Origin of the sequence: Streptomyces aidingensis (genome assembly GCF_900112355.1) — a bacterium.
GTDB lineage: Bacteria > Actinomycetota > Actinomycetes > Streptomycetales > Streptomycetaceae > Streptomyces > Streptomyces aidingensis.
Map to the genome: position 1 here is coordinate 205,361 of NZ_FOLM01000001.1, position 25,252 is coordinate 230,612.

Sequence of the window (25,252 nt, forward strand, 5' to 3'; positions counted from 1 at the left end):
CGACGACGGGTCCACCAGGTCGTGCCATCCAGACATCCAGTTACCCCGCGAGATCTCCGAAGGGGGAGGTCGGATCGTGACGACCGCCACTAGCTCCAAGGTTGCCATCAAGCCGCTTGAGGACCGCATCGTCGTCCAGCCGCTCGACGCCGAGGAGACCACGGCCTCGGGCCTGGTCATCCCGGACACCGCCAAGGAGAAGCCCCAGGAGGGCACCGTCCTGGCCGTCGGCCCGGGCCGCTTCGAGGACGGCCAGCGCATTCCGCTCGACGTCAAGGTCGGCGACATCGTGCTGTACAGCAAGTACGGCGGCACCGAGGTGAAGTACAACGGCGAGGAGTACCTCGTCCTCTCGGCCCGCGACGTGCTCGCGATCATCGAGAAGTAAGGCCCTCGCAGGTCCGCGCTCCGGTCCGGCTGGGACAGCAGCGGGCCGGGGCGCGGGCGCGCCGGCACTCCCGCGTGCGCCGCGCACGCGACATGCAATCCGTACGACAGCCCGTACGAGGACCCGTACGACGAGGGACAGGCAACCACTCCCATGGCCAAAATCCTGAAGTTCGACGAGGACGCCCGCCGCGCCCTGGAGCGCGGTGTCAACCAGCTCGCCGACGCGGTGAAGGTGACCATCGGCCCCAAGGGCCGCAATGTCGTCATCGACAAGAAGTTCGGTGCCCCCACCATCACCAACGACGGCGTGACCATCGCCCGCGAGGTGGAGACCGAGGACCCCTACGAGAACCTCGGCGCCCAGCTGGTCAAGGAGGTCGCCACCAAGACCAACGACGTGGCCGGTGACGGCACCACCACCGCCACCGTGCTGGCCCAGGCGCTGGTCAGCGAGGGCCTGCGCAATGTGGCCGCCGGCGCCTCCCCGTCCGCGCTCAAGCGCGGCATCGACGCCGCGGTCGCCGCCGTCTCCGAGGACCTGCTGGCCACCGCCCGTCCGATCGACTCCAAGGAGGACATCGCCGCGGTCGCCGCCCTGTCCGCCCAGGACGCCCAGGTCGGCGAGCTGATCGCGGAGGCGATGGACAAGGTCGGCAAGGACGGCGTGATCACCGTCGAGGAGTCCCAGACCTTCGGCCTGGAGCTGGACTTCACCGAGGGCATGGCCTTCGACAAGGGCTACCTCTCGCCCTACTTCGTCACCGACCAGGAGCGGATGGAAGCCGTCCTGGACGACCCCTACATCCTGCTCAGCCAGGGCAAGATCTCCGCCATCGCGGACCTGCTGCCGCTGCTGGAGAAGATCATGCAGGCCGGCTCCTCCCGGCCGCTGCTGATCATCGCCGAGGACGTGGACGGCGAGGCCCTGTCCACCCTGGTGGTCAACAAGATCCGCGGCACCTTCAACGCGGTCGCGGTCAAGGCCCCCGGCTTCGGCGACCGCCGCAAGGCCATGCTCCAGGACATGGCGGTGCTCACCGGCGCCCAGGTGGTGTCGGAGGAGGTCGGCCTCAAGCTCGACCAGGTCGGCCTGGACGTGCTCGGCTCGGCCCGCCGGGTCACCGTCACCAAGGACGACACCACCCTGGTGGACGGCGCCGGCTCCGGCGACGACGTGCAGGCCCGGGTGGCCCAGATCCGCGCCGAGATCGAGACCACCGACTCCGACTGGGACCGCGAGAAGCTCCAGGAGCGGCTGGCCAAGCTGGCCGGCGGGGTGTGCGTGATCCGGGTCGGCGCCGCCACCGAGGTGGAGCTGAAGGAGAAGAAGCACCGTCTGGAGGACGCCATCTCCGCCACCCGCGCGGCGGTGGAGGAGGGCATCGTCTCCGGCGGCGGCTCCGCCCTGGTGCACTCCGCCAAGGTGCTGGCCGGCAACCTGGACCGGTCCGGCGACGAGGCCACCGGCGTGGCCGTGGTCCGCAGGGCGGTCGTGGAGCCGCTGCGCTGGATCGCGGAGAACGCCGGCCAGCAGGGCTATGTCATCACCTCCAAGGTGGCCGAGCTGGACAAGGGCCAGGGCTACAACGCCGCCACCGGCGAGTACGGCGACCTGATCAAGGACGGGGTCATCGACCCGGTGAAGGTCACCCGCTCCGCGCTGGAGAACGCCGCCTCCATCGCCTCCCTGCTGCTCACCACCGAGACCCTGGTGGTGGAGAAGAAGGAGGAGGAGAAGGAGGCCGCCGGCCACTCCCACGGGCACGGCCACGCCCACTGACCCCGGACATCCGGCACCGGACCGGACGCACCCGTCCGGGGGCGCCCGGCCGCAGACGCCGGCCCGGTACCCGCCACGCGGCGGGCACCGGGCCGGCGTTCTCCGTCGGCCGCCGGGGAACCGGAGGGGAACGGTCCGGTGCGGCGGACGGCCGGCTATCCGGGGGTCCGCCGGCGTCCGCCGAGCTGCTCCAGCAGGCCCAGGGTGTCCCAGTTGAACCAGGACTCGGCGATCTTGCCGCCCTCGCAGCGGAAGGTGACGTGCCCGCCGACCTCGATGGCGTTCCCGGTGGGCGCGATGCCCTGGAACTCGCCGGAGTGCCGGGCGCGCACGGTGAACCGGCAGCACACCAGCTCGCCCTCGGCGGCGATGCTGTCGAGGGAGACGTTCTGGGTGTCGAAGGCGGAGGCCAGCTCGCGGTAGGCCTCCTTGGCCTCGTCCCGGCCGAGGGTGTCCTGCGGGTTCGCCGGGTCGTGCTCGATATAGCCGGGCGTGCAGAGCTCGTCGTAGGCGTCCACCATGTCGCGGGCCACCACCTCGTCGAAGTAGCGGCGGGCCAGCGCCTTGTTGAGCTGCTCCTCGCGCACCACGTCGAGGTCGGTGAAGGACGGCATCTCGTCGCACAGCTTCACCAGTTCCTGGAAGACCTGGTCGGTCTCCGGCAGGTTGGAGTTCTTCATCGCCTCCTCGTACGAGGGAAACTCCACGATCTCCACGAGATGGGTGGAGTCCGAACGGTCCGTGCCGACGATCGAGTGGGTGGCGGTGCGCTTGCCCTCGGTGAGCTGCACCCACCTGTCCATCAGCCGGTTCACGTCGTCGACCCTGCTGGTTTTGCAGTCGATGACCTGGACGAATGTCATGACGCCTCCCACCGGGCGCATTGAGCCGTGCCGAACAGTTTCAGGCTAGGCCCGTTCGGGAATGATGTCCTGTTTGCGGTGCTCAGTCCGCTTTCTTGCGGCTGTCGTGCCCGTCCTGCCCGTCCTGCCCGTCCTGCCCGTCCGGGCCCTCCCGGCCGGGGCCGTAGCTGCGTCCGGCCCGCGAGGTGAGGCCGCCCAGGGCGTTGCGCGGCACCAGCCGGGTCACCCCCAGCAGCGCCTTGTAGCGGGCGTCCGGCACCGAGACGGTCCGGCCGCGGGCCAGATCGCGCAGCGCGGTGGCGACCACCTTGTCGGCGTCCAGCCACATCCAGCCGGGGATGTTGCCGGTGCTCATGCCGGCCCGCCGGTGGAACTCGGTGCGCACAAACCCCGGGCAGAGCGCCATCAGCCGCACCCCCTCGCCGCGCAGATCCGCCGCCGCGCCCTGGGTGAACTGCACCACCCACGCCTTGGAGGCGCCATAGGTGCCGCGCGGCGCGAAGGCCGCCACCGAGGCGACGTTGATCACCGCGCCCCGGCCGCGCCGGCGCATCCCGGGCACCGCCGCCGAGGTCAGCCGCAGCACCGCCTCGCAGTGCAGCCTGAGCATCCGCAGCTCGTCGGCCACCGGCACCTGGAGGTACCGGCCCGGCTGCCCGAAGCCGGCGTTGTTGACCAGCAGGCCCACCGGCCGGGCGGGGTCGGCCAGCCGTTCCTCCACCGCGGCGATGCCGTCGTCGCGGGTCAGGTCGGCGGCGAGCACGGAGGCGGACACGCCGTGGCGGTCGTGCAGTTCCACCGCCTGGCGCTCCAGCCGCTGCCGGTCGCGCGCCACCAGTACCAGGTCGTGTCCGTCGCGGGCCAGCCTGCGGGCAAAGGCGGCTCCGAGGCCGGCGGTGGTGCCGGTGATCAGCGCAGTGGTCATGCGACGACGGTAGTCCAGCGGCGGCCGGCAGGGCACGGAAAGCCCCCGCGCCGCCGCGGGGGCCTTCCCGGTGATGCGGTTGCTCCGGTCGGTTTCCTCGGGGCCGGGCGCCGGTGTCCGGCGCCGGCCGTCAGGCGCTGCCGGCGGCCTTGGCCATGCCGCGCCGCGCGCGGCCCAGCAGCTCCTCGCGTTCGTCCTCGGTCAGTCCGCCCCACACGCCGTACGGCTCGCGGACGGTCAGCGCATGGGCTGCGCACTCGGCCCGTACGGGGCAGCGCATGCACACCTCTTTCGCGGAGGACTCGCGCGCTGTGCGGGCCGCACCGCGCTCTCCCTCCGGGTGGAAGAAGAGCGAGCTGTCGACTCCCCGGCAGGCCGCCAGGAGCTGCCAGTCCCAGAAGTCGGCGTTCGGGCCCGGAAGGCGGGAGAAATCTGCCATCAGTGTCCCCTTGCGTACGTCCTGTGCTGCTGTGTCGTGCTGCTGTCAGGGCGTTGCCAGCGGCACATCCGTTCCTTCAAAGCGGATGTAAATATGACTACCAGCCGAATATAGCCCTAGATGTGCCGAACAAGGCAAGAAGGTCCAAAGGGTGCAAAAACGAATGTTCGGCGTGTTGCGCCAACCCCCTCTGTTGTGTCACCGGTCAGTCACGTAGGGTGGTGAAGAGCGACTGTCGGGAGGGTGATCCGGCGGTTCGCCGCCGCTCCCGCCCGCCGGGAAGGGGCCGCCGTAACTCTTTCGGGTGACCGTCGTTGAGAGGACCGAGGCGGGTGTCGGCGTCCCGCCGCACGGCGGACGCCCCCGGGTCCGCCTCCCCGACCCATGACCACCGTGACTGCCTGGAGGCTCAAGGTGATGCGCACCACCTGCGGAGGACGGCCATGACTTCCGTCCTCGTCTGCGACGATTCCCCCCTCGCGCGGGAGGCGCTCCGCCGCGCGGTGGCCACCGTGCCGGGCGTGGAGCGAGTGACGACGGCCGCCAACGGCGAGGAAGTGCTCCGCCGCTGGGGTGCCGACCGGTCCGACCTGGTCCTGATGGATGTCCGGATGCCCGGCCTCGGCGGGGTGGAGACGGTCCGGCGGCTGCTCTCCGCCGATCCCGGCGCCCGCATCATCATGCTCACCGTGGCCGAGGACCTGGACGGCGTGGCGCTGGCCGTGGCCGCCGGCGCCCGCGGCTATCTGCACAAGGACGCCTCCCGGGCCGAACTGCGCGCCACCGTGACCCAGGCCCTGGCCGACCCCACCTGGCGGCTGGCGCCGCGCCGGGTGCGCTCCTCCGACATGGGGGCCGCGCCGACCCTGACCGCCCGTGAGATCCAGGTGCTGGAGGGCATGAGCCACGGCCGTTCGAACGCCGAGATCGGCCGAGAGCTCTTCCTCTCCGAGGACACCGTGAAGACCCATGCCCGCCGGCTGTTCAAGAAGCTCGGCGCCTCCGACCGGGCGCATGCGGTGGCCCTGGGCTTCCGCTGGGGACTGGTCCGCTGACCGCGCACCCTGCCGCCGGCCGTCCCCGGGGACCCCAACCGTCCCGTCCGCGCCCGCAGTTCACGCCGATAAGCGATGTGCCGGTGGGGTCCGATCCGATATTTTCGCGGGTGCCGCATGCTTGAAGCATGACGTTCCTGGGGGAACGAGCCGACCGCGTGCGAGGGGAGGGCCCGGAAATGAGCGCGAATGCGCCCGGTGTACCTGTGCGACAGGGCGACGCCGGGACGGGTAACGACTCGGTGCACAACTCCCGCCGTCCCGGTCCGGACAGATCGGGGGCAGTGCACCATAGACGGATGCGCGATGACCGAGAGCACGACGCCGCCGCCATCGGCACGCTCGTGCATCGGGCCGTAGGGGGGGACTCGCAGGCCACGCACGACCTGCTCGCCCATGTCCATCCGCTGGCCCTGCGGTACTGCCGGACCCGGCTGCGCCGGCTCCCCGGCGAGGCCCGCCATTTCGTCGACGACCTGGCCCAGGAGGTCTGCCTGGCGGTGCTCTGCGCGCTGCCGCGCTACCGGGACACCGGCCGGTCGTTCGACGCCTTTGTGATGGGCATCGCACAGCACAAGATCGCCGACCTCCAGCGGGCCGCGCTGCGCCATCCCGGCTCCACCGCGGTGCCCTCCGACGAGATGCCCGAGCGGGCCGACGACTCCCTGGGCCCGGAGGAGCAGGCCCTGCTGAGCAGCGATGCCGCCTGGGCCAAGGAACTGCTGGACAACCTCCCGGACCATCTGCGGCGGCTGGTGCTGCTGCGGGTCGCGGTGGGGCTGACCGCCGAGGAGACCGGTGCGCAGCTCGGCATGTCGCCGGGCGCGGTCCGGGTCGCCCAGCACCGGGCCCTCACCCGCCTCCGCGCCCTCGCCGACCGCTGACGCGGCGCGCACGGTGCCCGCGCCCGCGCTCCCCGCCGGTGTGGCGCGATCCGTGCGTGCGCGGGGCGGCCGGGGAATGGCGGCCCTCGGGGGGTTTGTTGGCACCGGGAAAGCGATCCTGCCGCAGGCACTAGCATGGAGCCGTCGGCCGGGCAAGAGCGCAGGAAGGGTGTCATGAGCGATCACGTAGCCGCACATGTCGAGGGAGTACCGGAGAAATTCGGGCGGCTCGGGCTGACATACGACGATGTGCTGCTGCTGCCGGGCCCGGCCGACATGGCGCCGGAGGACATCAGCACCTCGTCCCGGGTGTCCCGCAATGTCCGGGTGAACATCCCGCTGCTGTCCGCCGCCATGGACAAGGTCACCGAGGCGCGGATGGCCATCGCCATGGCCCGGCAGGGCGGGGCGGGCGTGCTGCACCGCAATCTCTCCATCGAGGACCAGGCGTCCCAGGTGGACCAGGTCAAGCGCTCCGAGTCCGGCATGGTGGCCAACCCGATCACCATCCGCCCCGACGCCACCCTGGCCGAGGCCGACGAGCTGTGCGGCCGGTTCCGCATCAGCGGGGTGCCGGTCACCGACGCGGCCGGCAAGCTGCTGGGCATCGTCACCAACCGGGACATGGCCTTCGAGCTGGACCGGCGCCGCCAGGTGCGCGAGGTCATGACCCCGATGCCGCTGGTCACCGGCCGGGTGGGAATCTCCCGGGACGACGCCATGGCCCTGCTGCGCCGCCACAAGGTGGAGAAGCTGCCGCTGACCGACGACGAGGGCATGCTCAAGGGCCTGATCACGGTCAAGGACTTCGTCAAGGCCGAGCAGTACCCGCGGGCCGCCAAGGACGCCGAGGGACGGCTGGTGGTGGGCGCCGCGGTCGGCGTGGCCGGCGACGCCTACGAGCGGTCCCAGGCGCTGATCGAGGCGGGCGTGGACTTCATCGTGGTGGACACCGCGCACGGCCACTCCAAGCTGGTGGCCGACATGGCCTCCAAGATCAAGTCCAACCATCCCTCGGTGGACGTGGTGGCCGGCAACGTGGCCACCCGGGACGGCGCCCAGGCGCTGGTGGACGCGGGCGTGGACGCCATCAAGGTCGGGGTCGGCCCCGGCTCCATCTGCACCACCCGGGTGGTCGCCGGGGTGGGCGTGCCGCAGGTCACCGCCATTTACGAGGCCGCGCTGGCGGCCCGCCCGGCCGGCATCCCGGTGATCGGCGACGGCGGCCTCCAGTACAGCGGCGACATCGCCAAGGCGCTGGTGGCCGGCGCCGACACGGTGATGCTGGGCTCCCTGCTGGCCGGCTGCGAGGAATCGCCGGGCGAGCTGATGTTCGTCAACGGCAAGCAGTTCAAGGCATACCGGGGCATGGGCTCGCTGGGCGCCATGCGCTCCCGCGGCGACCGCCGCTCCTACTCCAAGGACCGGTACTTCCAGGAGGGCATCACCGACGAGGACAAGCTGGTGCCGGAGGGCGTGGAGGGCCAGGTGCCCTACCGCGGCCCGCTCGCCTCCGTGGTGCACCAGCTCGTCGGCGGGCTGCACCAGTCGATGTACTACCTGGGCGCCCGGACCGTCCCCCAGGTGCAGGCCAACGGCCGCTTTGTGCGGATCACCGCGGCCGGGCTCAAGGAGAGCCACCCGCACGACGTCCAGATGACCACCGAGGCCCCGAACTACGCGGGCAACCGCTGAGCGTGTCCGCCGCCCGCGGCACCGGCCACCCGGCGTGGCCGGCACCGCGGGCGGCGGCATGTCCGCGCCCCCCGACATACTGGAGGGCGGACCAGCGTCCGGCCGGCCCCGCCGCCGCCCGGACACCGGGGTCCGCACCGCATCACGAAAGGTTCAGCACGTGACTGAGATCGAGATCGGGCGCGGCAAGCGCGGGCGCCGGGCGTACGCCTTCGACGACATCGCCGTGGTGCCGAGCCGACGCACCCGGGACCCGGAGGAGGTCTCGATCGCCTGGCAGATCGACGCCTACCGCTTCGAACTGCCGTTCCTGGCCGCGCCCATGGACTCGGTTGTCTCCCCGGCGACCGCGATCCGGATCGGCCGGCTCGGCGGTCTCGGCGTGCTCAACCTGGAAGGGCTGTGGACCCGCTACGAGGACCCGGAGCCGCTGCTCGCCGAGATCCGCGGGCTGGACGAGGCCACGGCCAACCGGCGGCTCCAGGAGCTCTACGCCGAACCGGTCAGGGAGGAACTGATCGGGCGGCGGATCAGGGAGGTGCGGGAGGCCGGGGTGATCACCGCCGCCGCGCTCTCGCCGCAGCGCACCGCGCAGTTCTCCAAGGCCGTGGTGGACGCGGGCGTGGACATCTTTGTGATCCGCGGCACCACCGTCTCGGCCGAGCATGTCTCCGGGCGGGCCGAGCCGCTCAATCTCAAGCAGTTCATCTATGAGCTGGACGTGCCGGTGATCGTGGGCGGCTGCGCCACCTACACCGCGGCGCTGCACCTGATGCGCACCGGCGCGGCCGGGGTGCTGGTGGGCTTCGGCGGCGGCGCCGCGCACACCACCCGCAATGTGCTGGGCATCCAGGTGCCGATGGCGACCGCGGTGGCGGATGTGGCCGCGGCCCGGCGGGACTACATGGACGAGTCCGGCGGGCGCTATGTGCATGTGATCGCGGACGGCGGGGTGGGCTGGTCCGGCGATCTGCCCAAGGCGATCGCCTGCGGCGCGGACGCGGTGATGATGGGTTCGCCGCTGGCCCGGGCGACCGACTCGCCCGGCGAGGGCCACCACTGGGGCATGGAGGCGGTGCACGCGGACGTGGTGCGCGGCAAGAAGGTGCACCTGGGCACCGTCGGCACCACCGAGCAGGTGCTCACCGGCCCCTCGTACACGCCGGACGGTTCGATGAACCTCTTCGGCGCGCTGCGCCGGGCCATGGCCACCACCGGCTACACCGACCTGAAGGAATTCCAGCGGGTCGAGGTCACGGTCGCCCGCTCCCGCTGAGCGGCTGCGCGGCCCCCGCCGCCGCGGCGGCGGGGGAGAGACATTCGGCGCGGCGCAGATAGGGCAGGCCGGTGATGGGCAGGCCGGCGAAGAAGCGGCCGGCCAGGTCGGCCACCTCGGCGGTGCGTTCCAGATGCACCATGTGGTCCGCCCGCAGGACCTCCGCGAACCAGCTCTCCCGGCAGGTCGCGGCGAGCTCCCGGCCCATCCGGGGCGGGGTGAAGGTGTCATGCTCGCCGATGGCCACCAGCACCGGACCGGCCGGGCGGCCCAGCGCCGGATCGATCATCCGGTGGCGCAGCAGCCGCCGGGTGTTGACCGATGCATGCGCAGTTCGTCCCAGGTGGCGGAGCGGAAGCGGTGCAGCAGCATGCGCCGCACCGCCGCCCCGGACTGCACGGCCGCGGCCGGCTCCGGCCCCTGCGGCCCGCCGCCCATCAGCAGCGCCACACAGGCCTCGGCCAGCGACTCCCGGTCGGTGCCGGCGTCCGCCAGTTCCAGGATGCGGTCCATGGCGCGGCGCGCGTGCCCGGTGATGCGCTGCATGGTGGAGAGCAGCACCATCCGTGCCACCCGCGACGGATGGGCCTGCGCCAGCCGGTAGGCGACGGCCGTGCCGTAGGAGCCGCTCAGCACGTTCACCCGGTCCAGGCCGTGCTCGGCGAGCATATGGGCGAGCGCATCGGCCAGGAAGCCCGCGCCGTGCTGTTCCGGCAGCAGGTCGCCGGCGCCCCAGCCGGGCAGATCGACGCCGACCACATCGGCGTGTGCCAGCAGCCGGCGCTCCAGCCGTCCCCATTCCTCCTTGCGCTGCATCGCGCCGCCGATCAGCACCACCGGCGTCGCCGGCCGTGCCCGCGGCGCCCGCACGATCCGTGATTCGCAGCGGTATCCCCGCCAGGAATGGACCCGGACGGTGACGGATTCCGTCTCGCCGGGAGCTGGACGTTCGGCCAGTGTGCTGCTGCCGGGCCCGGTCACGTGATGCCTCCCAGATCGTCCGCGCGTGGATCGTCAACGAGCGCCGCGCCGGAAAGGTCACCCGGCGCACCCCGTGCCACCGGTGTTCGAAACAGCGGGCCGGGGCGGCGGGAGGGGAGCTGCTCCCGCCGCCCCGGCCGTCCCCCGTGGGCAGCTCCCGGCGGCGCGTTACTTCTGGCGCCGCCAGGGGCCGGTGATGGCCAGCAGGATGCCGGGCCGCTGGATCGAGGCGTACAGCGTGCGGCCGTCGCCCGAGAAGACCACTCCGGCGAACTCCGAGTACTCCGGTTCCGCCGCGGTGCCGGTGTTCACCTCGTTGCGGGCCAGCGGGTAGGTGCGGCCGTCGTCGGTGGCGCCGAACAGATGCTGGTGGCCGCGGCCGTCCTCGGCGATGATCAGCCCGCCGTACGGCGAGACGGTGATGCTGTCGGGGCCGTCCGGGCGGTCCGGGCGGTCCGGGCGGTGGGTCAGGCCGGCCCCGGCGGGGGAGGGGGCGAGGCCGAAGCGGAGCCGGAGGGTGAGGGTGCGCCGCCGGGGCTGGTAGAACCAGACCTGGCCGTCGTGCGGGGTGCCGGGGCTGTCCTCGGCCCGGGCGTAGGAGGAGACGAGGAAGACGCCGCCCTCGCCCCACCACATGCCCTCCAGCTTGCGGGCGCGGGTGACCCGGCCGTCCGCGAACTGCCTGCGCACCGGGGTCCGCCGGGCGTCCCGGTCCGGCACGTCCACCCAGTCCACGCCGTAGACGGTGCCGATCCGCCCGGCCCGGGAGAGGTCGTCCACGAACCGGCCGCGGGAGTCGAAGCAGCGGAACGCCTGGAGCCGGCCCGCGTCCTCGGCCAGGGTGCGCAGCGCGCCGCGTCCGTGCCGGAAGCCGGGCGGCGGGGTCCAGCGGTAGAAGAGGCCGTTGGGCCCGGCGGCGTCCTCGGTGAGGTACAGATGGCCGCGCCCGGGGTCCACCACCACCGCCTCGTGGTCGAATCTGCCGAGCGCCTTGACCGGCCGGGGGTCGCGGTTCGCCGCCCGGTCGCCCGGGTCCACCTCGAAGACATAGCCGTGGTCCCTGGTCATGCCCCGCTCGCCGGCCCGGTCGGAGTTCTCCTCGCAGGTCAGCCAGGTGCCCCAGGGCGTGGTGCCGCCCGCGCAGTTGGTGGAGGTGCCGGCCAGGCCGACCCATTCGGTGACATGAGCGCCGCCGTCCGCGACCTCGACCACGGTGCAGCCGCCGGAGGCCGCCGGGTCGTACACCAGGCCGGGGGCCGGCGGCACCGGATGGGCCCAGCCGGAGCGGGGGCCCTTCAGCTCGTGGTTGACCACCAGCAGTTCGGTGCCGAGCGGCCCGGGGAACGCGCCGGTGCCGTCGTGCCGCTCCGGCGTGGCCTCACCGCTGTCCAGCCGGGTGTGGCCGGCCCGGGTGAGAATCCGGTACGAGAAGCCTGCGGGAAGGGACAGGATGCCGTCGGGATCGGGCACCAGGGGGCCGTAGCCCGGCTGCCGCTCGTCCTCACGGCCGGTGGCGAGCGCGCCCGGCGCGCTGCTCAGCACCGCGGTGCTGCCCGCCAGCGCCACCCCGGCACCGGCGACCGCGCCGGCCTGGACGAAACCCCTCCGGCTGAGATCCGTGTGTACCTCTGACGTGCTCATGCGTTCAGGGTGTCGTCTTTCGGCCAACATGGCCTGAACGGCACACGACACGCCACGGACCGAATCCGGACATAGCCCGCTCGGGGGGTGGGGCCCGGTCACCGGGCGGTTGCGTGCGGCGTACGGACTGATCACGGGTGCCGTCCGGGTCTTCGGCACGGCACCGTGACGGACCTAGCGTCGGTCCGGGGGCGGCACCGCTGGACGGAGAGACACGTGGCAGGTGACGGGGACGAGAGCCGGCACGGCGCAACGCCCGGGACGGGGCCGGAGGACGTGCGGCGGGAGCGTGCGGGACACGGCACCCCGGGAGAGCCGGGCGGCTTCTCCGGGATCAGGACCGGCGCGGTGGACGACTGGGAGGAGCCCGCTGCCGCCCCGGCGCGTCCGGGGGACGCCCGGCGGCCGGGCCGGACCGTAGGCGGCTGCCTGGCCGGCTGCGGCTTCACCGCGCTGGCGCTGTTCTTCGCGGCCGGGGCCGGGATCGGCCTGCTGCTGCTGGCGCTCAAGGGCGCGGGAAACCAGGCGGACCGGGCCGAGCGGCAGGCGTGGGAGCGGGCCCGGGGCGGGCTGACCGAGTTCGCCGGGCACTACGCCGAACTGCTGGCGGGCCAGGACGGTGCGGAGCCGGACGGGGTGGCGGTCCGGGAGCTGGCCGAGCGGCGCGGCGGCAGGCTGCTGGAACTGCGCTGGCAGGGCGATGCCGTGCGGGCCCGGGTCCGCTTCGACGCCGAGTACAGCGGCTTCGGCTTCGTCAAGGGGCGCGGGCTGGTCTCGGTCTGCGGTGTGGTGCAGGGCCGGCTGGGCGCGGCACCGGACGGCGGGTCCGCGGCCGGGCCGGTCTGGCGGGACTGCGCGGAGGACGACGGGCGCCGGGGCGGCGACGGGAGCGGATGCCCGGCCGAGCCGGAGCCCGGGAGCGGCTGCTGGTCGGAGAGCACCGATCCCCGGGCGCTGGCCGCGGCCCGGGGACACCGGCTGCACGGGGAGCTGTCCGCGGCTGCGCTGTCGGCTGCGCTGCCGGCCGGGGGGTCCGGCCCGGCCGGCCCGGCCGGCCCCGACGGCCTCAACGGTCTCGCGGGTCTCGCCGCGGAACACCATGGCCTGCTGTTCGGCTACCGCTCCGGTGCCGGGACCGCCGAGGCGCTGCTGTTGGTGGGTCTGCTCCCCGGGGAACTGGACTGGCCGGAGGCCGCCCGGGCGGCCGGGGCCGGGGAGGAGCGGGGCAACCCGCTGTACTGCGTGGCGCTGCGCTGGGCGGAGCACGGCGGCAGCCGGCCGGCGCGGGGCCCGGTGACGTCCTGCGGCACGGACGCGCCGGTGCCCGTGCCGGTGCCGGTGGCCACCGGCCGGGACTGGTGCCGGGCGGGGGACGACGCCGGGCCGCCGGGTGACTGCTGGCTGCGCGACGGGGAGACCGGCGGGTGGGAGCGGTGGCTGCCGGACCCCGATCCGGCGGCCGGTGATCCGGACTACTGGAGTGACCGGGAGCCGCCCGAGGGATGGCAGGAGTGGCCGGAGCCGTCCGGTCCGGCGGACGGCTGACGGTCCGCCGCGCCCGGCCGGGCGTCACAGCCGGTGTGCCGCACCGGCCGGGGTGACGCCGCGGGTGTCGAACAGCAGCTGCGCCTTGGCGGCCAGCCCCTGGAGGTCGTAGGTGCTGTGGTTCTGCAGCAGCAGGGTGAGATCGGCCAGGGCCGCGGCCTCGTAGAGGGATTCGCACAGCTCACCGGCGTGCGTCACCGGCCGGCCGGCCACCCGCCAGTGCGGCACCAGCGGGTCGTGATAGCTGAGCTGCGCCCCGAGCTGCCGCAGCCGGGAGGCGATCTCGGTGGCCGGTGCGCCCTGCCGGTCGGCCGCGTCCGGCCGGGAGGTGACGCCGAGCAGCAGCACCCGGGCGCCGCGCACCGACTTGCCGTGCTCGTTGAGCAGCGCGGCGGCGCGCTGGGTGACGTAGTGCGGCATGCCGGCGTTCACCTCCTGGGCCAGCTCCACCATCCGCAGCGGGCGGCCCGAGCCGCGGCGCAGGCCGGGCAGCAGCCCGGCGTCGATCGGCCCGGTGTGGCCGCCGGTGCCGGTGCCGGGCCCGGGCCGGAGCGCTCCCGCGTGGCCGCCGCCGCCGGGGCCCGCGCCGGGGCCGCCCGCGGCGGCCGTGCCGGTGAGGGCGGGGTCGGTGCAGCGCAGCACGTCCCACAGATCGACGCCAAGTTCGTGGCAGAGCACCGCCATCTCGTTCACCAGGGCGAGCTGCACATGGCGCAGATTGGTCTCCAGCACCCGGGCGGTCTCGGCCTCCTTCGGGCCGCGCGCCCGCATCAGCTTTTCGGCGAAGCGGCCGTAGAAGGCGGCGGCGGCCTCGGTGCAGGCGGGCGTGAGACCGCCGATCACCCGCGGCCCGCCGGCGGCCTGACCGCCCGGCTCGGCCCGGCTGCCCGCCGAGCAGGCGAGCCGGAAGTCGTGGCCGGCCCGCAGCCCCGAGCCCTGTTCCAGCAGCGGTCTGACCAGCTCCTCGGTGGTGCCCGGACAGACCGGTGACTCCAGCACCACCAGGGTGTGCGGACGCAGCCTGGGCGCCAGGACGCGGGCCGCCTCGCCGATGGCGGTCAGATCCAGCAGCCGGTCCGGGCGGGCCGGGGCGGGCTCGCAGATCAGGGCGGTGCGGACCCTGCTGAGTACCGCCGGGTCGGTGGAGACGGTGAACCCCCCGGTGAGCATGCGGCGGATCTCGGCGGCGGTGAGCGGGCCCTCGGCGGGCGCCCGGCCGGCCGTCAGCGCGGCGGCGGCCCGTGCGTCCCGGGTGAAACCGACCGTCGGCATACCGGCGGCGGTGGTGGCCTGCGCGGCGGGCAGACCGAGGTGCCCCAGGCCGAGAACGGCGACATCTGCGGGCATGTGCGGCAGCTCCTTCCCCGGTTCGAGTGCCACAGCGGCGTCGCACGGCCCTCGCGGGGAACGTCGCGGAGGAACGTCGCCATGGACAGTGCGGGCGCGAGTGTCAGCTTAAGGGGATATATGAAAGATATGGTGGATTGTCAGTCATCTGATCGCGTGGCGGCCCGGTACCCGTGGACAGGCGGTGAGGCGCACCGGCCGCCGGGGCACAAGGTGGGGTGGGCGCAGGACCGGAGGAACACCGGGAGAGCGGCGCAGCGGAGCATGACGGCTCATGACGGCCGGTACCGGCGAGGCGAGGAGGCACTGTTGTGAAGACAGCGGCACTGGGACCCGCGGAGCGCACGGAGGCGCTGGCCCGCCTGACCGCCCCCGGCCGGGAGCTGGACGTCCTGGTCGTCGGCGGCGGCGTGGTCGGCGCCGGCACCGCGCTGGACGCCGTGACCCGCGGCCTGTCCACCGGCCTGGTCGAGATGCGGGACTGGGCCTCCGGCACCTCCAGCCGGTCCAGCAAACTGATCCACGGCGGGCTGCGCTATCTGGAGATGCTGGACTTCGCCCTGGTCCGCGAAGCGCTCAAGGAGCGCGGGCTGCTGCTCTCCCGGATCGCCCCGCACCTGGTCAAGCCGGTGCCCTTTCTCTATCCGCTGCGGCACCGGGGCTGGGAACGGGCCTATGCCGGCTCGGGCGTGGCGCTCTACGACACCATGTCGGTCTCCGCCGGGCACGGCCGCCGGCTGCCGCTGCACCGTCATCTGACCAGACGTCAGGCGCTGCGGGTGGCACCCGCGCTGCGCCGCGAGGCCCTGGTCGGCGCCCTCCAGTACTACGACGCCCAGGTGGACGACGCCCGTTATGTGGCCACCCTGGTGCGCACCGCCGCCGGATACGGGGCGCAGTGCGTCAACCGGGCCCGGGTGACCGGCTTTCTGCGCGAGGGCGAGCGGGTGGTCGGCGTCACCGTCCAGGATCTGGAGGAACGCGACGGCCGGGGCGGGTTCCGCACCCACCACATCCGCGCCAAGCAGATCGTCAACGCCACCGGGGTGTGGACGGACGACACCCAGGCGATGATCGCCGAGCGCGGGCAGTTCCATGTCCGGGCCTCCAAGGGCATCCATCTGGTGGTGCCCAGGGACCGCATCCACTCCTCCAGCGGGCTCATCCTGCGCACCGAGAAGAGCGTGCTGTTCGTCATCCCCTGGGGCCGGCACTGGATCATCGGCACCACGGACACCGCCTGGGACCTGGACAAGGCCCATCCGGCCGCGTCCAGCGCGGACATCGACTATCTGCTGGAGCGGGTCAACGCGGTGCTGGCCACCCCGCTGGCCAGGGACGACGTGGAGGGGGTGTACGCCGGGCTGCGTCCGCTGCTGGCCGGTGAGTCGGACGCCACCAGCAAGCTGTCCCGGGAGCACATCGTGGCCCATCCGGTGCCCGGTCTGGTGGTGGTGGCCGGCGGCAAGTACACCACCTACCGGGTGATGGCCAAGGACGCGGTGGACGCCGCCGTGCACGGTCTGGACATCCGGGTCGCGGACTGCTGCACCGAGGAGGTCCGGCTGGCCGGGGCCGAGGGCTACCACGCGCTGTGGAACGCGCGCGCCCGGATCGCCGGCCGGACCGGCCTGCACAGCGCGCGGGTGGAGCATCTGCTCAACCGTTATGGATCCTTGACCGAGGAACTGCTGGAACTGATCGAACGTGAACCGAGGCTGGGCGAGCCGCTGCCCGCCGCCGACGACTATCTGCGGGCCGAGATCGTCTACGCCTGCACGCACGAAGGCGCCCGTCACCTGGAGGATGTGCTGACCCGGCGCACCCGGATCTCCATCGAGACCTTCGACCGGGGCACCCGCAGCGCACGTGAGTGCGCCGGGCTGATGGCCGGAGTGCTGGGCTGGGACGAGCCGCAGATCGAGCGCGAGGTGCGGCACTACGAGAAGCGGGTGGAGGCGGAGCGGGAGTCGCAGCTCCAGCCGGACGACCGGACGGCGGACGCGGCCCGGCTGGGCGCCCCGGACACCGTGCCGCTGTGATCCCGCGGTGACTTGTCCGTGACAACTGATGCCGGGATCGAACGCCCCTGCGGTGGCGCTGTCGCAGGGATAGGCGACAATGTGCGGAAAGCCGGAGGGGACATGGCGCATGGGCGAGTACAGCGGGGATCGAGAGGCACGGGACGCGGCGGGGCCCGGCGGGGGCACGGCGCCGGAGGGCGGAGAGCCGCCGGACGGGGCGCCGGAGGCGGCTGAGGCCGCGGACGACGGCATCGTCCGTACCCAGGTGTTCAGCGATGCCGACGAGGTCACGGACGAAGCGCCCGCCATCGACCTGCGCAAGGCCGAACTGCCCACGGCCGAGGCTTCTCCCGTCGACACCGCGGATGACGGGGACGGCGCGGATGACGCGGATGACGATGACGGCGCGGACGACGAGGACGCCGAAACCGAGGTCCAGGACGCGGCGGTGCGGGACGAGCCACGGGACGCCGTGCCGGGCCCGCGCGGCTCCCGCGACCGGTCCGGGGATTTCGGCACGGTGGTTCTCGGCCCCGGGGACACCCGGGGTGCCGGTGATGACCGCGGCACGGTGACGCTGGGCCCGGAGGACAAGCGCACCGGGGATTTCGGCACGGTGGTTCTCGGTCCCGAGGACGCCGGGGGTGCCGGTGATGACCGCGGCACGGTGACGCTGGGCCCGGAGGACAAGCGCACCGGCGATTTCGGCACGGTCGTTCTCGGCGACATCGCCTCCGAAGCCGAAGCCGAAGCCGAGGCCGAGGTCCGGGCCGACGCCGCCTCCGACGCCGCCTCCGAGGCCGGCACGGGGCGCACCGAGCGCTCCCACTCCTTCCCGGTCCCGCCGCCCGCCGAGCGGGATCCCGCGGAGCCCGCCCGCGCCCACGCCCTGCCCCTGGAGGAGCTGCCCACCGAGCCGGCCCGCACCGAGCGGACGCCCGAGGCCGCTCCGGCGCCGGAATCCTCCCCGGAGCCGTCCCCGGCGGCGGCCGGCCCGGACGACCCGCGGGCCGTGGTACCGCTGCCGCGCAAGCCCGTCGGCAGCCCGGACCATCCGCCCGCACCGCGTCCGGATCGGTCCCCGGCCCCGCGCGGCCGGCTGCTGAGCGGCCGTTACCGGCTCGGCCCGGTCGTCGGCCGCGGCGGCATGGGCACCGTCTGGCGCGCCACCGACGAGATGCTGGGCCGTTCGGTCGCGGTCAAGGAACTGCGCCTGCCGCCCGGCGTCGACGACCTGGAGCGCCGCCGGCTGATCACCCGCACCCTGCGGGAGGCCAAGGCCATCGCCGCCATCCGCAGCCAGGGCGTGGTCACCATCTACGACGTGGTCGACGAGGGCGCCCGGCCGTGGATAGTGATGGAGCTGATCGAGGGCCGCTCGATGGCCGACATCATCCGTGAGCAGGGCCCGCTGGAGCCGCTCCGTGCCGCCGCCATCGCGCTGAGCGTGCTGGGCGTGCTGCGTGCCGCGCACCGCGTCGGCATCCTGCACCGGGACGTCAAGCCGTCCAATGTGCTGATCTCCGACGAGGACGGCCGGGTGGTGCTGACGGACTTCGGCATCGCCAAGGTGGAGGGCGATCCCTCCATCACCTCCACCGGCATGCTGGTGGGCGCGCCCTCCTACATCTCCCCGGAGCGGGCGCGCGGTGAGGAACTGGGCCCGCCGGCCGACCTGTGGTCGCTGGGCGCGCTGCTGTACTGCGCGGTGGAGGGCCGCCCGCCGTACGACAAGGGCGGTGCCATCGCCACCCTGGCCGCCGTGATGAACGATCCGCTGGAGGTCCCGGAGTCCGCCGGCCCGCTGGCCGAGGTGATCGAGGGACTGCTGGCCAAGGACCCGGAGCGGCGGCTGGACGAGCCGGGCACCCGCCGTCGGCTGGAGGCCGTTCTCGCCGCGGGCGAGGGGCCGGGCGGCGGCGGGGGCGGGAGCACGGCGGGTTTCCTGCTCGGTACGCCGTCCGCCCCGCGCGAGCCCGGGTCCGGTTCCGGGTCCGGTTCCGACGGGGCGTCATCCGTCCCGGCCGCCCCGGCGACACCGCCGCCCGGCTTCGGCCCGCCGGTGCTGCCGCCGGGCGGGTCGTCCCCGTCCGAGGCGGACAACACCCCCGCGCAGCCGGTGCCGGTCGTGCCGCCCGCCGGGCCGTCGGCGCCGCCGCCCGGCCCGGCCGGGGACGGCGCCGAACCGGCCACCGGCACCTCCGTCGGCGCGATCGCGCCCCGCCCGCCGGGCGGCGGCCCGGGGCGCCGCCGCCGCGTCCTGCTGCTCGCCGTGCTGGCCGCGCTGCTGGTCGCCGCGGTGGGTGTGGTCGCGGTCACCCAGCTCGCCGGGGGTGGCTCCGCCGACCCCGGGGAGTCGCCCGGCGCCGCCACCGGAGGCAAGGGCACGGACGAGAAGGAGGACGGGCCGGAGGAGACCGGCGGCACGGACGAGACGGACGCCCCCGGCGACGCGGACGGCACCACCGAGGGCGGCACCGGCACAGGCGGCGGCCAGGAGACCGGCAGCCCCGAGGACCAGGACAGCGACCAGTCCGATGGCGGCGGCGACTCCGGCCGGCCCGATCCGGACACCGGCGGACCGCCCGGCACCCAGCCCGACCGGGACGGGGACTTCACCTTCCCCAGCGACCCGCCGTCCGGCTTCAACCGGACGGTGAGCGCCGAGTTCGAGTTCAGCATCGCGCTGCCCGAGGACTGGGTGCAGCACGGGGTGGCGGGGGAGAACTCCGGCGCCATATTCGGGCCGCCGGGCGGCGGGCCGCCCTGGGTGCAGGTGGACTTCACCGACCGTCCCGGGGACAGCGCCGAGACCGCCTGGCGGCTCCAGGAACCGGCCGTGCGGCAGAACAGCACGGATTACGAGCATCTCAGCATCGAGCCGGTCGAATGGCGGGACTATCCGACCGTTGCCGACTGGGCGTTCCGGCGCACCGAGGACGGCACGCGGGTGCAGGTCCTCAACCGCGGCTTCCGGGTGGACGACGGCCACGGCTACGCGATCATGATCACGTGTGTTGCGGCCGAGTGGGACGGGAATGACTGCCGCACGCTGCGGGATACCGCGTTCGGCACCTTCCAGCCGCTGACCGACTGACGGCCCGCGCCGATCACGACCCGGGCACAACCGAACAAGGAGTTGACGGTCTGTGGGCGGAGTCTGCCCGCGGCACGTATCGTGAGTGTTTGGTCGCCAACGGCCACGGGAGATGTGGGGAGGCACCGCGATGAGGGGCGGCGTGGTGGACAAGTACGCGGGCCGGCTGCTCGCCGACCGCTACCGCCTGCCCAAGCCCCCCACGGACGGCTTCGAGCTGGCCGAGTGCGCGGCCTACGACACCGCCAGCGGCCAGGAGGTGCTGGTCCGTCAGGTGCCGCTGCCCGAGGTGGTGGACGCGGAGACGCTGGCCGGAGGCTTCCGGGGCGCCAGCGAGCGGGCCACCCGCACCCCGGACGATCCGGTGGTGCGGCGCGCCGTGGAGGCCGCTGCCGCCGCCGCCCGGCTCCCCGACCATCCCCGGCTGGACCAGGTCTACGACGTCTTTGTGCAGGGCGACGGTCTGTGGATCGTCAGCGAACTCGTGCCGGCCCGGCCGCTGGCCGCGCTCCTCGCCGAACAGCGGCTGAATCCCTACCGGGCGGCGGAGGTGGCCGCCGATCTGCTGTCCGCGCTGCGGGTGGTGCACGCGAGCGGCTGGGTGCACCGCAATCTGACCGCCCGCACGGTGCTGGTCTGCGAGGACGGCCGGGCCATGCTCACCGGGCTGGCGATCGGCGCGGCCGAGGAAGTGCTCTGCGGCTACGACCCGTTCCCGCTGAGCACCACGGACGACGACGCCCCGGGCGGCCCGGGCGTCCCGACGGAGGGGGCGATAGCCCCGCCGCCCGCCCGTCAGGGTCTGCCGCCGGGCGCTTCCCGCCCCGCCGCGCCGCAGCCCTCGCCGGACCGGCAGCCGCACCCGCAGCCGCAGCCGCAGCCGCGGCCGAATCTGGTCAAGGGTCCCGAGCCGCTGCCCGGCTTCGGTCCGCAGGGGCCGCCCGGACCGCGACCGGAGTCCTCCGTCGGCCGGCCGGCCGAGGAGTCCGAGCCGCTGCCCGCCGGCCCCGAGCCCGGCGTGGTCTACGGGCCGCAGGAACTCACCGTGCACCGCCCGCCCCAGCCGGGCGAGCCCCGCCCGGAGCCGGATGTGGTCTACGGACCGCGGGAGCCGGGGCAGACCCCGGCGCGGCGCCCCGGCGGCGGCGCGGCCGACCTGGTGGCCCGGATGCGTCAGCAGAGCGGAATGCCCGCCCGGCACCCCGTCGAGGACCGGCCGGCGCAGGCCGCCACCGGATTCCCGGAGAGCTGGGACTTCGAGGGCGGCCGTGCGCCGGAGCCCGGGCCCGACCCCCGGCCGGGCGCCCGCCCGCCCGGCGCGGCAGATGCGGCCGGCCCGCAGTCCCCGCAGCAGTCCACTCAGCAGTGGGCCCGCCAGCAGGCGGTGAACGCGGGCCAGGAGTACGGCCGGCAGCCGCAGGCGCACCGGCCCTCACCCGCGGCCGTCGAACGCGCCGGCCGCAGCGGTGCGATCGCCGCCTACCGGGCGGGCGCCCGCGCGGGCGCGGACGCCGCGGAGCGCGGCCGGCCGCCGTCCACCGAGTCCGGTGAGCAGCCGGCGGCGGAGCCGCAGGGCGAGGGGCCGGCCGGGCTGCCCGGCCGGCACCGCACCAGCCACCCCGTCCGCACCGGCTGGGAAACCCCTGCCCCCGGCACCCCGCACGCCGGCTCCGCGGCCCGGCACGAACTGCCCCGCGGCGGCGGTGCCTGGGTGCCGGGCGCTGCGGAGAGCGCGCCGCGCGAAGGGCTGGCGGCCGATGACGGTGTGTCACCGCCCGAACTGTCCGCCCCGGACGCCCGGTCCGGCGGCGCGGACGCCGGGCGGGAGCTCCCGCCCGGCGGTGCGGACGGTGTCCCCCGCGGCGGCTGGGCCCCCGGCCCGCGCCGGGCGCCGCGGCCCGAGGGCGCCGCCGACGGCTCCCAAGGCCATGGCCTGCCGGCCCCCGGCCGGGAGGCCGAGAGCTGGGCCTCGGCGGTGCCGAGCGGCGTGCCGTCGGCCCGCCCGCAGTCCCCCGCAGCCCTCGGCCCCGGCCCCGGCCCCGGCTCCGGTCCTGGCCCGGCTCCGTGGCAGGCTTCGGAGCGGCCGGCCGGTACGGGCCACATCCCGGACCCGGGCCGCCGCTACCGCGGCCCGGACGGAGCCCGGGCCGCCGAGCGGGCCCGGCAGGCCCGCATCACCACCGTCGGCGCGGTCACCGAGCGCTGGGCGCCCGAGCAGGCCGGGCCGGTCTACGACCACTGGCGGCTCGCCCCGCCGGTCGGCCCCGCAGCCGATCTGTGGGCGCTCGGCGCGCTGCTCTTCCGCGCCGTCCAGGGCCACCCGCCCTACCCCGAGGAGAATGCCGCCGAGCTGACCCAGGCCGTCTGCGCCGAGCAGCCGGCCTTCGCCGAGGACAGCGGGGCGCTGCGCCCGGTCATCGAGTCGCTGCTGCGCCAGGACCCGACCGAGCGCCCCTCCACCGAGGAACTGGCCGGCTGGCTGCGCTCGATCATCCGCTCCGCCCCGGCCCCCACGGTCGGGCTGCGCACCGCCACCCCGCCCATGCTCAACCCGGGCGAGCCCGCCGATCCGCACCGGCTGCCGGTGATCCGCCGCCGCGGCGAGCTGGTCTCCCGCCGCAAGCGGCGCACCGCGTCCAGCCCGCGCCGTCTGGGCTGGGTGCTGCTCTCGCTGATCCTGCTCGGCGTGGCCGGCGCCATGGCCTATGCGCTGTTTCTGATGGAGACCGCCGAGACCGGCGGGAGCGGCAGCGCCAACCCCGGCCAGGAGCAGACCGGGCAGAGTGCGGGCACCTCCGGCGACCAGCCGTCCGGCGAGAGCGCCGGGCCCGCCGGCGGAAGCGGCGAGGAGGCCGAGGAGGGCGAGGACGCGACGCCCGGTCCCACCGGCCAGCAGGACCCGACGCCCTCCGGCCCGGTCGAGGGACCCGGCCCGCCGCCCGAGGGCTTCACCCGCCATGAGGACGAGGCCGGTTTCGCCCTGAACATCCCGCAGGGCTGGGAGCGGCGGACGGGCACCCTGGAGGGTCAGGTCCAGTTCGTCAGCGGCGATCTGGTGCTGACGGTGGTTCCCGGCCGGGACGACATGGGCGAGTTCGGCGACGACCCGTCGGAGTACCAGATGGAGCAGGAACCGGAGCTGGCCGAGTTCCGCAGCGCCATCTGGCAGTCCTCCGGCGGTCTGCGGGAGGGCACTCAGGGCAATGTCGCCTTTGCCCAGGGCATCTTCGGCTGGAAGTCCGGCGGTGTGCAGTGGGTGGCCCGCAACTACGCGGCGCTGATCGAGGGGGAGTACCACGTGGTGCTGCTGCGCGGCCGGGAGGAGCAGCGCGACGAGATCAACGAGATCTACGAGACCATCGCGAGCAGCTACACCATCACCGACTGAGCACCGCCCCGGGCCGGCCATCGCCCGGACGGCCCGCAGGGGGCGGGGGCGATGTGTCACAGGCGCGTGACGCCATCGCACCGAGTCGTCACCCGAGTCGCGGCCCCGGCTGGTGGCGTTTCCCTTCCATGCGGTATGCAGGGGGCCATGGCAGACGAGGGGGAACCGGTGGACGAGACCACCAGCTACGGTCTCCGGCCGCCCGCGGCGGCCCCGCCCGGCGGCGTGCCGACGCAGCGCGACGAGCAGTTGCCGGTGCGCCTGCTGGGCGGGCGCTACCGCCTGATCGCCCGGCTGGGCCACGGTGGTATGGGGACCGTCTGGCGGGCCTATGACGAGGTGGTGGAGCGCGAGGTCGCGGTGAAGGAGCCGCGGCTGCCGGAGCAGGTCGCCGAGCGGGAGCGGGAGAACCTCACCCAGCGGATGCGGCGCAAGGCGCGGGCCGCCGCCCGGATCGACCACCCCTCGGTCGTCACCGTGCATGACGTGGTTCTGGAGCAGGGCCGGCCCTGGCTGGTGATGGAGCTGGTGCGGGGCGAGTCGCTGGCCGAGGTGCTGGACTCCGGCACCCTGGAGGGCCGCGAGGCCGCCCGGATCGGCCTGGCCGTGCTGGACGCGCTGGCCGCCGCACACGAGGCGGGCGTGCTGCACCGGGATGTGAAGCCGGCCAATGTCCTGCTGGGCCGCAACGACCGGGTGGTGCTGACCGACTTCGGCATTGCGCGGGTGGAGGGCGAGCAGGGCCTGACCGAGACCGGCTCCTTCGTCGGGTCCCCCGAGTACATCGCGCCGGAACGGGTGCTGGGCCGGCGCCCGGGGCCGGAGTCCGACCTGTGGTCGCTGGGCGTGCTGCTGTACTGCGCGGTGGAGGGCGTGTCGCCGTTCCGCCGCAACACCACCCCGGCCACGCTCCAGGCGGTGCTCTCGGCCGATCCGCCGGTCCCGGCGCGCGGCAAGGGGCCGCTGGCCACGCTGATCATGCAGTTGCTGCGCAAGGAACCCTCGGCCCGTCCGGACGCCGGGGAGGCGCGGCAGGTGCTGCGGGGGATCGTCAGCCCGCCGCAGCCGCACCCCGGCTCCGCGCCGACCCGTGCCTTTGCCGGGTACGGCGGCAACGGGCACGGCGGCGCCGGGGACCGTTCCGGGCTGCCGGGCCGGCTGCTGCCCGCCGGCCGCCGGGCCCGGGCCGGGCTGGGCGGCGGGCTGGCCGCGGTGGTGGTGCTGGCCGTGCTGGCGGTGCTGCTGAATCCGTTCGGCGGGGACGGTGGTCTGCCCGCCCACTGGGAGGTGCGGGACGAGAATTCGGTCGTCGCCCTGTCGATCGGCATGCCCCAGGGCTATGACCGGACCGTCCCCGAGGTCGACGAGACGGTGGAGAACCCCGTCCGGATCATCGACTACGACTCGCCGGACCGCCTCTACCGGATCACCGTCTGGCACTGGGCGGGCGAGGAGCGGGATCCGCTGGTCGCCGCCGGTGACCAGTTCGTCAGCGACCGGGGAAACTCCGACTACGGGGAGAACGACGGCGGCTACTCGGCCCGCGAGTTCCGGGGCCATCCGGCGGCCGAGATGGAGTTCCTCTTCGTCTGGCGGGGCGCGGAGGAGGGCACGCCACGGACACTGCGCCGCTCGCTCTTCGTGGGCAACAAGGACACCGGCGAGATGTGGCGGATGCAGGTCCGGATGCCGGGCGAGCCCGGAGCCGCCCGCGACCTGGGCGAGGAACTCTTCGACGAGGTGGTCGAGCACCTGCGGATCCCGGGTCTGGACAGATCCGGGGACCCGCCCGGGGAGGAGTGAGCGGGCCGCGGGGGACGGAGGCCGCCTCGCGCAGCGGGAAGAGAGCGAGCCCCCGGAGGCTGCTGCCAGTGATCGCTGGCAACTTTCGCGCAAAAGTGGTTACCGATGGGTAGGCAGCG

The 25,252-nt window shown here is 74.2% G+C and carries 17 protein-coding genes and 1 pseudogene; 11 read left to right on the plus strand and 7 right to left on the minus strand.

The features are described 5' to 3' along the window. Nucleotides 1-76: 76 nt before the first annotated feature. On the plus strand, nt 77-388 hold the full coding sequence (gene groES / locus BM242_RS01005) for a co-chaperone GroES (RefSeq protein ID WP_093836661.1): 312 nt from the start codon (nt 77-79) through the stop codon (nt 386-388). 153 nt (nt 389-541) lie between these two features. Then, entirely contained in the window at nt 542-2,170 is a 1,629-nt protein-coding gene (gene groL / locus BM242_RS01010; protein ID WP_093836662.1) for a chaperonin GroEL, read from the plus strand. Nucleotides 2,171-2,325: 155 nt separating this feature from the next. Here the strand turns inward: groL and BM242_RS01015 are convergent, their stop codons facing one another. The 3 genes and pseudogenes from BM242_RS01015 to BM242_RS01025 all read right to left on the minus strand — a co-directional run bounded on the left by BM242_RS01015 (nt 2,326) and on the right by BM242_RS01025 (nt 4,397). Beyond that, entirely contained in the window at nt 2,326-3,033 is a 708-nt protein-coding gene (locus BM242_RS01015; protein WP_093837262.1) for an ester cyclase, read from the minus strand. 157 nt (nt 3,034-3,190) lie between these two features. Then, nucleotides 3,191-3,958 (minus strand): annotated as a pseudogene (locus BM242_RS01020) (SDR family NAD(P)-dependent oxidoreductase); the annotation flags it as partial. Between the two features lie 130 nt (nt 3,959-4,088). Further along, nucleotides 4,089-4,397, minus strand: a complete 309-nt coding sequence (locus BM242_RS01025; RefSeq protein WP_093836664.1) for a WhiB family transcriptional regulator — start codon at nt 4,395-4,397, stop codon at nt 4,089-4,091. 443 nt (nt 4,398-4,840) lie between these two features. Here BM242_RS01025 and BM242_RS01030 point away from each other — a divergent pair, with 443 nt between their 5' ends. From BM242_RS01030 to BM242_RS01045, 4 genes are all read left to right on the plus strand, one after another. Further along, a complete protein-coding gene (locus BM242_RS01030) occupies nt 4,841-5,452 on the plus strand; it encodes a response regulator transcription factor (protein WP_093836665.1) in 612 nt (203 codons plus the stop codon). Between the two features lie 299 nt (nt 5,453-5,751). Next, nucleotides 5,752-6,336 (plus strand): RNA polymerase sigma factor ShbA, encoded by a 585-nt coding sequence (shbA, locus tag BM242_RS01035; protein WP_243761444.1) that lies wholly within the window; start codon nt 5,752-5,754, stop codon nt 6,334-6,336. 174 nt (nt 6,337-6,510) lie between these two features. Then, nucleotides 6,511-8,031, plus strand: a complete 1,521-nt coding sequence (gene guaB, locus BM242_RS01040) for an IMP dehydrogenase (RefSeq protein ID WP_093836667.1) — start codon at nt 6,511-6,513, stop codon at nt 8,029-8,031. A gap of 160 nt (nt 8,032-8,191) precedes the next feature. After that, complete coding sequence (locus tag BM242_RS01045; protein ID WP_093837263.1) at nt 8,192-9,307, plus strand: GuaB3 family IMP dehydrogenase-related protein; 1,116 nt, start codon at nt 8,192-8,194, stop codon at nt 9,305-9,307. Here BM242_RS01045 and BM242_RS01050 read toward each other — a convergent pair. The 3 genes from BM242_RS01050 to BM242_RS01060 all read right to left on the minus strand — a co-directional run bounded on the left by BM242_RS01050 (nt 9,285) and on the right by BM242_RS01060 (nt 11,929). Beyond that, nucleotides 9,285-9,596, minus strand: coding sequence for an alpha/beta fold hydrolase (locus tag BM242_RS01050; protein ID WP_093836668.1), 312 nt, complete (start codon nt 9,594-9,596; stop codon nt 9,285-9,287). The genes BM242_RS01045 and BM242_RS01050 overlap by 23 nt on opposite strands. After that, the gene (locus BM242_RS01055) at nt 9,593-10,288 is read right to left on the minus strand and encodes an alpha/beta fold hydrolase (protein WP_139238231.1); all 696 of its coding nucleotides are present in this window, start codon (nt 10,286-10,288) and stop codon (nt 9,593-9,595) included. The genes BM242_RS01050 and BM242_RS01055 overlap by 4 nt, the downstream gene beginning before the upstream one ends. Before the next feature lie 168 nt (nt 10,289-10,456). Further along, nucleotides 10,457-11,929 (minus strand): alkaline phosphatase PhoX, encoded by a 1,473-nt coding sequence (locus BM242_RS01060; RefSeq protein ID WP_093836670.1) that lies wholly within the window; start codon nt 11,927-11,929, stop codon nt 10,457-10,459. A gap of 216 nt (nt 11,930-12,145) precedes the next feature. On the opposite strand from BM242_RS01060, the gene BM242_RS01065 reads away from it, so the two are divergent. Further along, entirely contained in the window at nt 12,146-13,474 is a 1,329-nt protein-coding gene (locus BM242_RS01065) for a hypothetical protein (RefSeq protein ID WP_139238232.1), read from the plus strand. Nucleotides 13,475-13,498: 24 nt separating this feature from the next. On the opposite strand, the gene BM242_RS01070 is transcribed toward BM242_RS01065, so the two are convergent. Continuing rightward, a complete protein-coding gene (locus BM242_RS01070; protein ID WP_093836672.1) occupies nt 13,499-14,821 on the minus strand; it encodes a nucleotide sugar dehydrogenase in 1,323 nt (440 codons plus the stop codon). Nucleotides 14,822-15,132: 311 nt separating this feature from the next. Here BM242_RS01070 and BM242_RS01075 point away from each other — a divergent pair, with 311 nt between their 5' ends. From BM242_RS01075 to BM242_RS01090, 4 genes are all read left to right on the plus strand, one after another. Beyond that, complete coding sequence (locus tag BM242_RS01075) at nt 15,133-16,863, plus strand: glycerol-3-phosphate dehydrogenase/oxidase (protein WP_093836673.1); 1,731 nt, start codon at nt 15,133-15,135, stop codon at nt 16,861-16,863. A gap of 109 nt (nt 16,864-16,972) precedes the next feature. Beyond that, nucleotides 16,973-19,942, plus strand: coding sequence for a serine/threonine-protein kinase (locus tag BM242_RS01080; RefSeq protein WP_093836674.1), 2,970 nt, complete (start codon nt 16,973-16,975; stop codon nt 19,940-19,942). Nucleotides 19,943-20,072: 130 nt separating this feature from the next. Then, nucleotides 20,073-23,330 carry a protein kinase gene (locus BM242_RS01085; RefSeq protein ID WP_245833722.1) on the plus strand — a complete coding sequence of 1,086 codons (3,258 nt, stop codon included), beginning with the start codon at nt 20,073-20,075 and terminating at the stop codon, nt 23,328-23,330. A 147-nt stretch (nt 23,331-23,477) separates the two neighbouring features. Beyond that, entirely contained in the window at nt 23,478-25,133 is a 1,656-nt protein-coding gene (locus BM242_RS01090; RefSeq protein ID WP_093836675.1) for a serine/threonine-protein kinase, read from the plus strand. Nucleotides 25,134-25,252 lie beyond the last annotated feature (119 nt).

Excerpts from the sequence above, each read along its gene's own strand:
- groL (WP_093836662.1), top strand. The coding sequence starts at position 542 with ATGGCCAAAATCCTGAAGTTCGACGAGGACGCCCGCCGCGCCCTGGAG.
- BM242_RS01015 (WP_093837262.1), bottom strand. The coding sequence starts at position 3,033 with ATGACATTCGTCCAGGTCATCGACTGCAAAACCAGCAGGGTCGACGAC.
- BM242_RS01025 (WP_093836664.1), bottom strand. The coding sequence starts at position 4,397 with ATGGCAGATTTCTCCCGCCTTCCGGGCCCGAACGCCGACTTCTGGGAC.
- BM242_RS01030 (WP_093836665.1), top strand. The coding sequence starts at position 4,841 with ATGACTTCCGTCCTCGTCTGCGACGATTCCCCCCTCGCGCGGGAGGCG.
- shbA (WP_243761444.1), top strand. The coding sequence starts at position 5,752 with ATGCGCGATGACCGAGAGCACGACGCCGCCGCCATCGGCACGCTCGTG.
- guaB (WP_093836667.1), top strand. The coding sequence starts at position 6,511 with ATGAGCGATCACGTAGCCGCACATGTCGAGGGAGTACCGGAGAAATTC.
- BM242_RS01050 (WP_093836668.1), bottom strand. The coding sequence starts at position 9,596 with ATGATCGATCCGGCGCTGGGCCGCCCGGCCGGTCCGGTGCTGGTGGCC.
- BM242_RS01060 (WP_093836670.1), bottom strand. The coding sequence starts at position 11,929 with ATGAGCACGTCAGAGGTACACACGGATCTCAGCCGGAGGGGTTTCGTC.
- BM242_RS01070 (WP_093836672.1), bottom strand. The coding sequence starts at position 14,821 with ATGCCCGCAGATGTCGCCGTTCTCGGCCTGGGGCACCTCGGTCTGCCC.
- BM242_RS01080 (WP_093836674.1), top strand. The coding sequence starts at position 16,973 with ATGGGCGAGTACAGCGGGGATCGAGAGGCACGGGACGCGGCGGGGCCC.
- BM242_RS01085 (WP_245833722.1), top strand. The coding sequence starts at position 20,073 with ATGAGGGGCGGCGTGGTGGACAAGTACGCGGGCCGGCTGCTCGCCGAC.
- BM242_RS01090 (WP_093836675.1), top strand. The coding sequence starts at position 23,478 with ATGGCAGACGAGGGGGAACCGGTGGACGAGACCACCAGCTACGGTCTC.